Below are 14,479 nucleotides of genomic sequence, written 5' to 3'. Positions count from 1 at the left end.
ATGGAGTTACAATGAGTAACCAAGCCGTAAAAAAAGCACCATCGACTGAGAAAATCAGTGGAATGGACCGCTTTCTAAACTTCATTGAACGCGCCGGCAACAAAATTCCAGATCCAGCAATCCTGTTCTTCTGGGCTCTAGTTATTGTATGGGTAGCATCTGCACTTTTGTCGAACTTTTCATTCGACCTCATCAACCCTCAAACGGGTGCTGCTCTTGAAGTTAACAACCTACTTACTGGTGAAGCGCTTGCTAGCTTCCTAGCGAATATGGTTACTACGTTCACAGGCTTCGCACCTCTAGGCATCGTACTTGTTGCTATGCTAGGTGTTGGCGTTGCAGATTCTTCAGGCTTCATTACGACTGGCCTTAAGAAGATGCTTAACTTCACGCCAGCTAAGCTACTAACGCCAATGCTAATTCTTGTTGCTATCGTGTCTCACACAGCAGCAGATGCAGGTTACGTTCTAGTAATCCCTCTTGGCGGTATCATCTTCCACGCTGCGGGTCGTCACCCCCTAGCGGGTATTGCAGCAGCGTTTGCTGGTGTATCAGGTGGTTTCTCAGCGAACTTCATTCCTTCAGGTATTGACCCGCTACTAGCTGGTTTCACTCAAACTGCGGCAAACGTTCTTGACCCTGAATACGTGATTAACCCTCTAGCGAACATCTTCTTTACTGGCCTATCTTCAGTTCTTATTGTTGCTATCGGTTGGTACGTAACTGAGAAGATCATCGAGCCTCGCCTTGCTAACACGCCAGTTGATGAAGATGCAGAAGCAGCACCAGATCTTGGTACGTTCACTGCAATTGAATCTAAAGCATTCAAGTTTGCAGGTTGGGCTATGGTTGCAGGTATTGGTCTGCTGATCGCGGCTCTTATTCCTGAAAACTCAGCGCTTCGTTCGCCTGAAGGTGAGCTAACAGCATTCTCTGCACCAGTAATGAAGTCTATCGTTCCTCTGATCTTCATCCTGTTCATCATTCCAGGTATCGTCTACGGCCGTGTAGCGGGTACTTTCAAGAACAGCAATGACGTAATCAAAGCAATGTCTGAGACGATGGCAACGATGGGCGCATACATTGTAATGTCGTTCTTCTGTGCACAGTTCCTATCTGCATTCGGTCAATCAAACATCGGTACTATGCTGGCACTTTACGGTGCTGAAGGCCTGAAAGCGATGGACCTTCCTGGTGAAGCAACGGTTGTTGGTATGATTCTACTAACAGCTTCAGTTAACTTGCTTGTAGGTTCTGCTTCAGCTAAGTGGGCTCTTATCGGTCCAATCCTAGTTCCAATGCTAATGGTTGTGGGTATCTCTCCTGAGCTATCTCAAGCGGCTTACCGTGTAGGTGACTCAGTGTCTAACATCATCTCTCCACTAATGGTGTTCTTCCCACTGGTTGTTGTTTACTGTCAACGCTACGTTAAGTCCACAGGTATCGGTACTCTAGCTTCTCTAATGATGCCATTCTCGATTGCTATGCTAATCGGTTGGTCTATCTTCTTGCTAGCTTACTGGGCTCTTGGTATCCCACTAGGTATCCAAGCACCTTACACTTACACAATGTAAGATTGAACTAAGCAAAATTAAGCTTTATTCATTGCTAAGCCCGCACCGAAATGTGCGGGCTTTTTTTTCGCTATTTTTTATATCTGAGACTTTTTATATCCAAGGTAAAGGCACTCAGCTTATACTCCGGATTACGGCTAATTGTTGGCCGGTAAATTTAGGAAATCCAAGCCACATGAAGATTCTGCTTTTAGTAGGGTTAATTGTTTTAAATGGTCTGTTTGCCATGTCAGAGATTGCATTGGTAGCAGCAAAGAATAGTCGGTTGAAACGCTTAGCCGAAAAACACCGTTCCGCTCAGGTTGCGCTTGAACTCAAAGAAAACCCAACCCGCTTCCTCTCAACCATTCAAATCGGTATCACGGTAATCGGCCTGCTCAGCGGTATTGTGGGTGAGGCGACGCTATCGGCTCCATTGGCCGTTCAACTTGAACTGTGGGGATTAGACCCAACACAAGCGAATATCTTGTCTACCGCGGTTGTGGTGGTGGGTATTACTTATTTCGCTATCGTTGTCGGTGAGTTGGTACCAAAGCGTTTTGCTCAGTCTCAAGCTGAAAACATTGCTGTGTTAGTCGCGCTGCCAATCTTCTGGCTATCTAAAATCGCGACGCCGTTTGTATTTGCGTTGTCGGCTTCAACGGAAGGTATTCTTAAGTTGATGGGTCGAGGCGGTGAAGAAGATAGCGTGACTGAAGATGATATCCATGCACTGGTGAAAGAGGGCTCGGAATCGGGTGTGATTGAACGCGGCGAACAAGAGATGATTCGCAATATCTTGCAGCTTGATGATCGCCTTGTGAGCTCATTGATGACTCCGCGTCGAGACATCGATTTTCTGGATATCGATCAGCCTGTTGAGAATATCTTTAAGCAATTGCGTTCATCAAAGCATAGTGTGTTTCCATTGTGCCAAGATCACCTCAATAAAGTGGTCGGTACGGTGTCAGCCAAAGCCTTGCTGAATCAGGCGGGCAATCTAAGCATTCAAGTGATCATGGGGCTGTCTCGCTCGCCGATCTATGTTCCAGAATCGATGAAAGCTCTGCGTTTACTTGGCTACTTTAAAGAGTCGGGTACTGAGATGGCATTCATTGTCGACGAGTATGGCGATGTGCAAGGTCTTGTGACTCATTACGATATTCTTGAGGCGATTGCTGGTGAGCTATCGAATAACCCGAACGATCTTTGGACCGAGCAAGTGGAAGACGGTTTGCTGGTGGATGGATTGATTCCTATCAGTGAACTGAAAAACCGTTTAGAGCTATCGGATTTTGAGGGCGAAAGTGAGAGCTTCCAAACGTTGAATGGCCTTGTGACTTGGTTAATCGGGCGTTTACCGGATGCAGGCGAAGTTGTTCAATACCAGCAGTGGCAGTTTGAAATTATCTCTGTTGAGAACAATCGCATAGTGAGTATCAAGGCGACGCCAATAGTCGATGACACAGAAGATGCTAATAGCTAACAGTCAGATCAACCAACAAGCGGCAATGGTTCATTGTCTTTTGTTGTCTTAACCTCTTTATTGTTCATTATCACGAAGATTAGGTATGCTTCACCGCATACCTATTTTCGTTTTTATCCTATGTTTTTTGGAGTTCCCTTTGTCAGACCATCAATTCACCCCTCAAGATGAAATCTTCATGCGACGCGCCATTGAGGTTGCTAAGCAAGCAGAGAGTGAGGGAGAGGTTCCTGTGGGTGCTGTATTAGTGAAAGATGGGGAGATTATCTCTGAAGGATGGAACCGTTCGATTGGCAGCCACGATGCAACGGCACACGCAGAAATTGAAACCTTGCGTAAAGCCGGTCAAACCTTAGAAAACTATCGGCTACTCGATACCACTTTATATGTCACGCTAGAGCCTTGCCCAATGTGCGCAGGTGCCTTGTTACACAGCCGAGTAAAGCGCATTGTGTTTGGCGCCCCAGACTTAAAAGCGGGTGCTGCAGGTACAGTGTTGAATTTGTTTGAAAGCCAAGCCTCATACCACTATGCCGACGTCGAGCATGGTTTGTTAGAGGAAGAGTGCCGTGAACAATTGCAGGCGTTTTTCAAGCGTCGTAGAAAAGAGATAAAAGAGAAGCGAAAGCAAGAACGTCTGTTGGAAGAGCAGCGTTTAGAAGCAGAGATGAAGGCTAGCAACAAGAAATAGCAGCGTGCTTTCGGCACTCTCAATCGCAAGAGTGCCAAGCAAACTGACTGAGTAACTACATTTACTCGGCAATCATCTGCATGAAAGCGCGATTGCGCCAAATGATCTTCTTTTTATTATTTGAAAGCATACGCTTACGACGGTTTGCAGCAACGGTCTTATCAAGGCGTTTCGATTTCAGTTTCTTCATCATTTCAATGATTTCCTATTTGTCGTCTGACTTTTTAGTTTGGGCTAACGATTTAATTATAGTGTTATTCGTTTATTTGGCTTGTCGCGCGCTTGGCTTACCCAGAAGAGCAGCTCTAGCTAAACCCAGCACTGATGTGCAACAGAACGTAATTTTTGATTATGGTGTGCCGTTATAAAGTTCGATTGTTACTGCAATATGACACATCGAGTTTCATGGCCTTTTGTCGAGCTTGTTCTTTTTCGCGCAGTTATAAAAAGCACAATAAAAAAGAGCAATGCTTAATGGCATTGCTCTTTTAGTATCTACTGCGAAGGTTCCGAACTGCTTACTGTCGATTGAGCAGCACTAATGCTTGATTCAGCACCTGAGGTTTCTAAAGGCGGGATCACCACCAAACCTTCAAGGCTCGCTTCTTGCTCTTTATTGCGCTTATTCACATGGCCAATGATGCTCTGGTAATAACGGCGAATGTTCTCAACGTAATTCCTTGCTTCATCACCACGAGCATACCCATAACGAGTCTTACTGTAGTACTTCTTCTGTCTCAATAGAGGCAATCGGTCTTTTACATCGCCCCAAGCATCAGGATCTCCGCCTTGTGCTTTGGTTAAGCGTCGAGCATCCATCATGTGTCCGTAACCTACGTTGTATGAGGCTAGGGCAAACCAGATCTTTTCATGTTGTGTGATTGAATCTGGCACTCGGTTCACGATCCGACGCAGGTATTCAACACCACCTTGTACCGACTGTTTCGGGTCAAGACGGTTGGTTACACCAACACTCTTAGCAGTAGGCAGTGTTAGCATCATCATGCCTCGCACACCAGTTGGCGAGCGCGCAACAGGGTTCCAGTGTGACTCTTGGTATGCCAATGCAGCAATCAAGCGCCAATCAAACTCTTGCGAGTACTTCTGAAACAGCGGTGACCATTTTGGTAACTTGCTGTCCAGTGCACGGATAAAGGCACGAGTATCAACATAGTCAAAAGTACCGATGTGGCCGATGTATTTCTCTTCCAGTGAAGCGAGTTCACCAGACTGTTTTAGGTTACCGAAGAACTCAATCAACAGAGCATAAAGGCTTTCATCTTCAGACTTCTGCAAATACCAAGAGATAGGTTGGTCTTCTGTCAGTTCAAAAGCCAAAGCTACGTCTGGGTATAAACGTTGTGCAAGTGACAGCTCAATTGAGTCAGCCACAGTGAATAAGCGCTCCCCAGTCGAGACTTCTTTAAGCAGGTCGTTGATATCAGCATTGCCGACCGCATCATAGATAAAGTCATCGTGTGTTTTTTGCAGCTGCTTTAGTGTTGGCTCAAAGTGTGAGTCTTTCACTACAACCAAAGATGGCGTTAATGTGTCAGTAGACGCCGCCTCTTCTGATTCAGTTTGCGCTTTTACAAATTCAGCCTGACGCTCATTCTCGAAATTGATCAGTTGTTCAAGATTTCTTGGTCGCCACTGGCCTTTTTTGTATACGACCTGTTGGCTTACATAGTAATAAGCAGGTGCGGCACGATAAGCGCGTGTCAGTTTATTGTTTTGCGTTAAGCCGGTTGCGATAAGATCGATTTCGCCTTTCTGCAGGGCAGGGAACAGGCCAGACAAACGGTAAGCGGGTTTAACCTCAAGCTTTACACCAAGCTCCTGCGCAAATTCACGCGCTAATTCGTAATCCAAGCCAGCAGGGCCATCAGGACCGATGTAATATGAGAGTTGGTTATTGAGGGTGCCGACACGAAGAACGCCACGATCTCGTATCTGCTCAAGGACACTTTTAGGTTCAGATTCAATCTGACATCCAGCCAACCCAAAGAGGGCGATGGCGAGCAGAAGGAACTTAGACGAAAAGATGAGCGTAAATTTAGGCATCAAAATGAAATCTCGAAAAGTGGAAGCCCCTTTATACCAAACCCCGCAAGGCTGGCAAAGTAGGTTTAATTAAACAGTTGTAAAAGTGGTGATAAATGCAGCAAAAGTACCATTTACGCAGAAAGATAAAAAAAATCACGCAAACGGTTGCTTTTGGTGTTACGTCACAAAAAGAAATGCTTTATAATGCGCTCGCATTGAAGAGGTGGAATCGGCATAGGTTTGGCAACCTTCGGGAATAGCTTCGAAGAAAACAGTTAGGTTGTTCCTATAACCCACTGAATTTATTCCAATACTACCTTAATCAACTGCATAAGAGACGTAAGCACATGAGAATTTTGCGTGGCTCCCCAGCTCTATCTGAGTTTCGTGTTAACAAGCTTTTAGAGCTTTGTCGTGAATTAAGCTTACCTGTAACAGGTATTTACGCTGAGTTTGCCCACTTTGCTGATCTAACGGCAGACCTAGATGAGTCTGAAGTTGAGAAGCTAGAAAAGCTACTGACTTACGGTCCAACGATTGAAGAGCATGAACCTGAAGGTTTACTGCTGCTTGCAACGCCACGCCCGGGCACTATCTCGCCTTGGTCTTCAAAATCAACAGATATCGCACACAACTGCGGGCTGGCTAAAGTGTCACGTCTAGAGCGCGGTACTGCTTTCTACATTGAAACCTCTTCTGAACTTTCTGAGCTTCAACTTGTTGAGCTGAAAGCGATTCTGCACGACCGTATGATGGAAGTGGTTTTCACTGACTTCGAATCAGCGGCGGCACTATTCACGGTTGCTGAGCCTGCTCCTTATGCGGAAGTTGACCTATTAACTGGCGGACGTAAAGCGCTTGAAAAAGCAAACGTTACCCTAGGTCTTGCACTTGCAGAAGATGAGATCGATTACCTTCTTGAAAGCTTCACTGAGAAGCTAGGTCGTAATCCGACTGACATCGAGCTAATGATGTTTGCACAAGCGAACTCAGAGCACTGTCGTCACAAGATCTTTAACGCTGATTGGACTATCGATGGCGTTAAGCAAGAAAAATCATTGTTCAAGATGATTAAGAACACCTTTGAAACGACACCAGAGCACGTTCTGTCTGCTTACAAAGATAATGCAGCGGTAATGACAGGTTCTGAAGTCGGTCGTTTCTTCCCAGATCCAGAAACTCGCCAATACAACTACCACCAAGAAAAAACACACATCTTGATGAAAGTTGAAACGCACAACCACCCAACGGCAATCTCTCCATGGCCGGGCGCATCGACAGGTTCAGGCGGTGAAATCCGTGATGAAGGCGCGACTGGTATTGGTGGTAAACCAAAAGCTGGTTTGGTTGCGTTCTCTGTATCTAATCTTAAGATCCCGAACTTCGTTCAACCTTGGGAAACAGACTTTGGTAAGCCAAGCCGTATCGTTACTGCTCTGGATATCATGCTTGAAGGTCCTCTTGGCGGCGCAGCATTCAACAACGAATTTGGTCGTCCAAACCTGCTAGGTTACTTCCGTACTTACGAAGAGAAAGTTAACTCTCACGCTGGTGAAGAAGTACGTGGTTACCACAAACCAATCATGCTAGCTGGTGGTCTTGGTAACATCCGTGATGAGCACGTTCAGAAGAAAGAGATCCCAGTAGGTGCAAGCCTAATCGTTCTTGGTGGTCCTGCGATGAACATCGGCCTTGGTGGCGGTGCGGCATCTTCAATGGATTCGGGTTCTTCTTCTGAAGATCTAGACTTCGCTTCTGTACAACGTGAAAACCCAGAAATGGAACGTCGTTGTCAGGAAGTTATCGACCGTTGTTGGCAGCTAGGTGATGCGAACCCAATCGCATTTATCCACGATGTGGGCGCTGGCGGTATCTCTAATGCTCTTCCTGAGCTAGTAGACGATGGCGAGCGTGGTGGTATCTTTAACCTACGTGATGTGCCAAACGATGAGCCGGGCATGAGCCCACTTGAGATCTGGTGTAACGAATCTCAAGAGCGTTACGTAATGGCGGTTGCTGACGAAGACATGGCAACGTTCGACGCTATTTGTAAGCGTGAACGCGCACCTTACGCAGTGGTTGGTAAAGCAACGGAAGAGCGTGAACTTAAACTTGAAGATTCACACTTCAACAACACGCCAATCGACATGCCAATGGACATCCTTTTAGGTAAAACACCTAAGATGCACCGTGACGCGAAAACGCTAAAAGCAAATAACCCAGCGATTGACCGTTCTGGTATCGAGATGAACGAAGCGGTTGACCGTGTTCTTCGTCTACCAACAGTGGCTGAGAAAACATTCCTTATCACTATCGGTGATCGCTCGGTAACTGGCCTTGTGGCTCGTGACCAAATGGTTGGCCCATGGCAGGTTCCTGTTGCTAACTGTGCTGTAACTGCGGCAAGTTACGACTCTTACCACGGTGAGGCGATGTCTCTTGGTGAGCGTACGCCAGTGGCACTACTAGACTTCGGCGCATCTGCTCGTCTAGCGGTTGGTGAAGCAATCACAAACATCGCAGCGACCAATATCGGCGATATCAAACACATTAAACTGTCGGCTAACTGGATGTCTCCAGCGGGTCACCCAGGTGAAGATGCAGGTCTTTACGAAGCGGTGAAAGCAGTTGGTGAAGAACTATGTCCAGCGCTAGGTCTAACTATCCCTGTGGGTAAAGACTCAATGTCGATGAAGACTAAGTGGGAAGAGAATGGCGAGCAGAAAGAAGTAACGTCTCCGCTATCTCTTGTTATCACTGCGTTCGCACGTGTTGAAGATGTTCGTAAGACGATTACGCCTCAACTTCGCACTGACAAGGGTAATACAAGCCTAGTTCTTATCGACTTAGGTAACGGCAAAAACCGTATGGGTGCTACAGCACTAGCGCAAGTTTACAAGCAGCTTGGTGACAAGCCAGCAGACGTAGACAACGCAGCACAACTAAAAGGTTTCTACGAAGGCGTTCAAGCACTTGTGGCTAACGACCAAGTTGTCGCTTACCACGATAAAGGCGACGGTGGTCTATTCGTAACGCTAGCTGAAATGGCGTTCGCAGGTCACTGTGGTGTTAACGCTGATATTGCAGCGCTAGGCGAAGACACACTAGCAGCACTATTCAACGAAGAGCTAGGTGCGGTAATCCAAGTTCGCAACGACGACCTAGACGCAGTTCTTTCTACTCTTGCAGCAAATGGCCTAGAAGCGTGTTCACACGTAATTGGCTCTGTTGAAGCATCTGACGAGGTAGTGATTAAGTCAGGCGCAGACGTTGTAATCCAACGTAACCGTACTGAACTACGTACTATCTGGGCTGAGACAACGCATAAGATGCAAGGTCTACGTGATAACCCAGCATGTGCTGACCAAGAGCACGAAGCGAAGAAAGACAACTCAGACCCAGGTCTGAACGTGAAACTAAGCTTCGACGTAAATGAAGATATCGCTGCACCGTTCATCAACACTGGCGCTAAGCCTAAGATGGCGATTCTACGTGAGCAGGGTGTTAACTCTCACGTGGAAATGGCAGCAGCATTCGACCGTGCAGGTTTCGAAGCGACAGATATTCACATGAGCGACATCCTAACGGGTCAAGCGGTTCTTGAAGAGTACAACGGGCTTGTGGCTTGTGGTGGCTTCTCTTACGGTGACGTACTAGGCGCTGGTGAAGGTTGGGCGAAGTCGGTTCTGTTTAACGATTCGACGCGTGACCAGTTTGAAAACTTCTTCAAGCGTGAAGATACCTTCTCACTAGGTGTGTGTAACGGTTGTCAGATGCTTTCTAACTTACGTGAACTTATCCCAGGAGCTGAGTACTGGCCACGTTTCGTTCGCAACGAATCTGAGCGTTTTGAAGCTCGTTTCAGCCTAGTTGAAGTTCAGAAGTCTGATTCCGTATTCTTCAATGGCATGGAAGGTTCTCGTATGCCAATTGCGGTTTCTCACGGTGAAGGTCGCGTAGAAGTGCGTGACAACGACCACCTAAACGCGATTGAAAACTCAGGTACAGTTGCCCTACGTTACGTTGATAACAACGGTAACCAAACGCAGCAATACCCGAACAACCCGAACGGTTCGCCAAACGCTATCACTGGTTTAACAACGACGGATGGCCGCGTGACAATCATGATGCCTCACCCAGAGCGTGTATTCCGCACGGTTGCAAACTCTTGGTCTCCAGAAGGTTGGGGCGAGAATGGCGCTTGGATGCGTATGTTCCAAAACGCTCGGAAGAATGTAGGTTAATCACTTTCTTACAGGTCGCATTAATCTAGGCTAGGTTATGCAAAAATGAAAAGCGCAGATCGAAAGGTCTGCGCTTTTTTATTTCCTAAGATTTAGGAACCGGTGCGAAACAATTGAGGTTTGCAGTTTGCTGTTCTAAAAATCTCCACTACGCTAAATGTTATGGAATCAATTTGTTAGGCGAATAATTCTTGCACTCGAGCAAGGAAAGCTTCGTTCGGCTATGCAAAAACTGAATCAATCATCGTGGCATAAGAGGGATCTATGAAAACAACAATTACAAAAGCCGTTGCAGTGGCAGCGATTGTTATGTCGTTAGCTGGGTGTGTAGGTAGTAACGCGGTTACTGGGAAATTAATGAAGTTCAACGTCGAGGTGGTAGATAACCGTTACGCTCGTGCAGGCGTCAACTTCTTGCTTGCTCCGGTTTACGCACTAACCACCGCAGCCGATTACATTGTCTTTAACTCAATCGAATTCTGGGCGGGTAAAAACCCACTCACAGGCGCGCCTCACATCTTTGATAGCAAAGTCGACACCATGATTGATGTGAACGACAGCCTTGATGATTCACTAAAAGAAGCGCCACTTGGTTTCAATAATCGCCAGATTGAATGGGGTGAGATGCAACAAATCGATGAGAACACCATTCGCATGGACATCACCTACAACGATGGCCAGAAAGCCGTTCTGACGGGTGTTCGTGATGGCGATAAGGTCAGCTACTACATGGATGGCACGCTAGTATCAGAGACCTCTATTCAAGCGCTTGAACAGCTAGCCGCAGAGAAAGCGTAACCCTTTCAGCTAGAGACTAATAAAAGAAAAGCCGCTGGAGTTAACCCCAGCGGCTTCGTATTTTTTAGTATCTAGTAATTTAGCATCTAGCGCTTAAATTAGTTGTTGCTGTGTAGCTCGCTGTTCAGTTCAACAGCAGACTTGTTCGCTAGACATTCAATTTGACCAGTGATCGAGTTGCGACGGAACAGAAGATCAGAAACGCCAGCTAGGTCACGCGCTTTGATGATTTCTACTTCGTTGCCTTCTTTATCTAGCATGCGAACTTTCGTACCAGCAGTCACATATAGGCCAGACTCAACAGTACAGCGGTCGCCCATTGGGAAGCCAAGACCTGCATTTGCGCCTAGTAGGCAGTTTTCGCCGATAGAGATAACCATAGTACCGCCACCAGATAGCGTACCCATGATAGAAGCGCCGCCACCGATGTCTGAACCGTTACCTACAACAACACCAGCAGAGATACGACCTTCAACCATGCTTACGCCAGTTGTACCTGCATTGAAGTTGATGAAACCTTCGTGCATAACCGTTGTGCCTTCACCCACATGTGCGCCAAGACGAACACGAGAAGTGTCAGCAATACGAATACCTGTTGGTACCACGTAATCCACCATTTTAGGGAACTTGTCTACGCAATCTACAGATAGAGCACGACCAGCTAGGCGAGCTTCGATTTGACGCTCAGCTAGTTCAGGAAGATCGATTGGGCCTTCGTTTGTCCATGCGATGTTGTGCAGTAGGCCGAAGATGCCGTCCAGTACTGTACCGTGCGGTTGAACTAGGCGGTTAGAGATAAGTTGAAGCTTTAGGAAGCCTTCAGCAACCGATGCTGGCTTCTCGTCAGTCGCAAGAACAACAAGAACAAGTGGCTGCTCAGATGCTGCTGCTTTTTCTGCGAAAGATGCGTTTGCTGCATCGTCGTTTGCTGCGAATGCTCTCGCTAGTTCCGCGCTCTGTGCAGCAGAGATTTCGATAGCTTGGTTGCCTTCAGTGTAACCTGATACTTCAGCCACAGCCGCAACAAGAGCGTCACTTGGGTTTAGAAGTGGGTTAGGGAAGAACGCTTCAATGATTTTATTGTCGCGGTTTTTGGTTGCCGTACCGAAGGCTAGTGAAAAGTAAGCCATGTTGAATCTCCATGTGTTGAGTCTTGATTTTGCTATTTCATAACAGCGGCTCGAATAACAAGCGCTGCCGTTAGCAAAGTTAATTTAATTGCGTTCATCATAAAGAGAGCGCTCTCGTTATGAAAGGGCGTATCGGGATAAAGTCTGTAAAATGATATTGCTTGTCTTTCTGGCGATAGTTTTCATTATCCGGATATTACTCTCTGAGCTTATTGTATTGATCATTGCTTAAGCTGCTTTGCACCGCTCCATTCTCATCCCAAATCTGCACTTAGAAAGAAGTCTCTTGTTCGCTATATCAATAGAGCTAGTCACAAATTCTTTATAAATATCTGTTTAGTATCGGAATTAATCGAGTTCTGTTGATTAATCGCTTGTGCCTACAGTCCGAGTAATTACTCAGTTTTTCCGCTGTGTAATTAAGATAGCGATCACTAAAACACTTAAGGATATAAGTATATTTCCAGCCATAACGACATTAAAACGATTAATAAAGGATCTTCTATGAATTTTACTAAGTCTTTACTGGTGCTCTCTATCGGCGTAGCGATGGTTGGTTGTGGCTCGGACAGTGACGATATTATTGTTCCCGATATGACATTGCGCATAGCACATGTGAATGACACTCACTCAAATTTTGATCCTGTAAAATCCAGTTTTACTATGGGTGCTGATGGCAAGAAGGTTTATAACGAATTTGGCGGCTATCCTCGCCTATTGAAAGCCGCTGACGATATCAAAGCAGGGGCTAAAGCAGACAAAGAACCTTTGTTATTCTTGCATGGTGGTGATGCATGGCAAGGTACCGCTTACTTTAAGCTAAATGAAGGTGCTGCAAACGCAGACTTATTGTCCCAGATGGGGTTAGATGCAATGGTACTTGGGAACCATGAATTCGACTTAGATACCGACAAGCTCGCATCGTTCATCAATACGGTTAGTTTTCCGATATTAGCAAATAATATGGATGCATCAAAAGATCAGTCTTTAAGTAATGTAGATAATTTATACCCTTATCAACTGTTTGCATTTGAAGGCTCAGAAAAAAGAGCAATTACCTCTGTTTCTGATGCAAGTGATGATGAGAAAGTTGTTGCGGTAATCGGTGTTGTTTTGGGGGATATGCCAACGATAGCTACCGGGACTGGTGATGTGACATTTAGTGACCAAATTACAGCAACTCAAGCCACTATAAATGATTTAAAAACCAAGGGTGTGAATAAAATCATTGTTCTATCACATATAGGAAATGCTGCCGATAAGGATCTAGCTGCCAATACAACGGGTATCGATATTATTGTTGGCGGTCATTCTCATACTTTACTTGGTGATTTTACCGACCTTGACCAAGGTAATAATGGTATTTACGCCGAAATGATCCCGCAAAAAGATAAGGCACAAAATACTTGTGTGGTTCAAGCTGGTCAGTATGCCGAAGCTATCGGAGACGTTGATGTAGCATTTGATATAAATGGCAACCTCCTATCATGTGTTGGGAATAATACTTTATTATCAAATGATGAGTTTTATCATGATTCTCATCGAGAACATCAAATGGTTAGCTCTGATAAAGATGATGTAACTTCGTTTATTGATGATAACGATAAAATCACGATTAAAAATGAAGATGTTGATTTAAGAACCCGTATCGACGCGACTTATAAGCCTGCTCTTGAAGCTGCATATGGTGATGTTGTTGCAGCCGCACCGACTGAAATCAGTCATGAGCGTCGTCCTGGTGATGCTGGAACAGATGTGCACGGTTCTGATGTTGCACCTATGATAGCTCAAGGTATGATTTATTGGGCAAATCAAGCGTCGGTAGCAACTGTTACCGGTAAAAATGTCCAGATTGGTTTGGTGGGAGCTGGTGGTGTTCGAACGGATATCGCGTCAGGTGATTTCAGGGAAGGTAACGCTACGCTAGAATTATTACCATTCTCGAACTACCTGTCGATTTTAACAGTGAAAGGCGAGGTGATTCGAAACCTTATTGACAGCACAATTGAGCCGACGCTTGCTGAAGGTGCTCATGCTGGTAAGTTCCCGTATGTATCGGGTATGCGTTACACGTTTACAGAAGATGTGAAAGGTGTATCAGGTACAGTTACGAATCTAGAGGTAAATACTGGAACAGAAGTAAACCCAGTATGGGCGACAATGAACGATGCCGCTGACTACACTGTTATCGTTAATAACTATAATGCAAGCGGTAGTGATGGTTGGAATGTATTAGGCGATGCTCAATTAACATCAACAGATCGTCAAGACATAGTTATTTCAGGCGATAGTTTTAAAACTTACAAAGTTAACAACTTGTCATACGATGGAAGTACCGAGAAGTATAGCGTCATCTATGACGGTGGTATTAAACCATGTGCGGAAGGCTCAGGTGACATATGTAATACTGATGCTGAATCATTTATCTCTTGGGCTGAGCATAAGAAAGTACTAGAACCACTAGGGTTTGAAACAACAACGATGGAATATAAATAGTACTGATACCGCACTTGTCGGAGCGTTATTTATTG

General features: G+C 45.6%; 9 protein-coding genes. 6 read left to right on the top strand and 3 right to left on the bottom strand.

Translation table 11 applies throughout. The features are described 5' to 3' along the window. Positions 1 to 11 precede the first annotated feature (11 nt). The 3 genes from CWO27_RS12820 to tadA all read left to right on the top strand — a co-directional run bounded on the left by CWO27_RS12820 (position 12) and on the right by tadA (position 3,730). Positions 12 to 1,574: an AbgT family transporter gene (locus tag CWO27_RS12820; protein WP_048657876.1), complete on the top strand. Its 1,563-nt coding sequence runs from the start codon at positions 12 to 14 to the stop codon at positions 1,572 to 1,574. Between the two features lie 175 nt (positions 1,575 to 1,749). Next, positions 1,750 to 3,039 (top strand): hemolysin family protein, encoded by a 1,290-nt coding sequence (locus tag CWO27_RS12815; protein WP_048657877.1) that lies wholly within the window; start codon positions 1,750 to 1,752, stop codon positions 3,037 to 3,039. Positions 3,040 to 3,124: 85 nt separating this feature from the next. After that, positions 3,125 to 3,730 carry a tRNA adenosine(34) deaminase TadA gene (gene tadA, locus CWO27_RS12810; RefSeq protein ID WP_057623811.1) on the top strand — a complete coding sequence of 202 codons (606 nt, stop codon included), beginning with the start codon at positions 3,125 to 3,127 and terminating at the stop codon, positions 3,728 to 3,730. Between the two features lie 61 nt (positions 3,731 to 3,791). Here tadA and CWO27_RS23770 read toward each other — a convergent pair whose 3' ends face one another. Both CWO27_RS23770 and mltF read right to left on the bottom strand, forming a co-directional pair. Then, positions 3,792 to 3,923, bottom strand: coding sequence for a hypothetical protein (locus CWO27_RS23770; RefSeq protein WP_017059878.1), 132 nt, complete (start codon positions 3,921 to 3,923; stop codon positions 3,792 to 3,794). Positions 3,924 to 4,225: 302 nt separating this feature from the next. Continuing rightward, positions 4,226 to 5,794: a membrane-bound lytic murein transglycosylase MltF gene (gene mltF, locus CWO27_RS12805; RefSeq protein WP_102432255.1), complete on the bottom strand. Its 1,569-nt coding sequence runs from the start codon at positions 5,792 to 5,794 to the stop codon at positions 4,226 to 4,228. A 329-nt stretch (positions 5,795 to 6,123) separates the two neighbouring features. Here mltF and purL point away from each other — a divergent pair, with 329 nt between their 5' ends. After that, on the top strand, positions 6,124 to 10,020 hold the full coding sequence (gene purL / locus CWO27_RS12800; protein ID WP_102432256.1) for a phosphoribosylformylglycinamidine synthase: 3,897 nt from the start codon (positions 6,124 to 6,126) through the stop codon (positions 10,018 to 10,020). 264 nt (positions 10,021 to 10,284) lie between these two features. Further along, positions 10,285 to 10,818 carry a DUF3332 domain-containing protein gene (locus CWO27_RS12795; protein WP_008223831.1) on the top strand — a complete coding sequence of 178 codons (534 nt, stop codon included), beginning with the start codon at positions 10,285 to 10,287 and terminating at the stop codon, positions 10,816 to 10,818. Positions 10,819 to 10,916: 98 nt separating this feature from the next. Here the strand turns inward: CWO27_RS12795 and dapD are convergent, their stop codons facing one another. Next, on the bottom strand, positions 10,917 to 11,948 hold the full coding sequence (dapD, locus tag CWO27_RS12790) for a 2,3,4,5-tetrahydropyridine-2,6-dicarboxylate N-succinyltransferase (protein ID WP_102432257.1): 1,032 nt from the start codon (positions 11,946 to 11,948) through the stop codon (positions 10,917 to 10,919). A gap of 504 nt (positions 11,949 to 12,452) precedes the next feature. Between dapD and CWO27_RS12785 the strand changes: the two genes are divergently transcribed. Then, positions 12,453 to 14,444 carry a bifunctional metallophosphatase/5'-nucleotidase gene (locus tag CWO27_RS12785; protein WP_102478362.1) on the top strand — a complete coding sequence of 664 codons (1,992 nt, stop codon included), beginning with the start codon at positions 12,453 to 12,455 and terminating at the stop codon, positions 14,442 to 14,444. The last annotated feature ends 35 nt before the right edge of the window (positions 14,445 to 14,479 follow it).

The sequence above is a fragment of the Vibrio sp. 10N.286.51.C3 genome, assembly GCF_003050065.1.
Classification (GTDB): domain Bacteria; phylum Pseudomonadota; class Gammaproteobacteria; order Enterobacterales; family Vibrionaceae; genus Vibrio; species Vibrio crassostreae.
The sequence above is the reverse complement of the archived record's forward strand: the minus strand, read 5'-3'. Positions and strand labels throughout refer to the sequence as shown.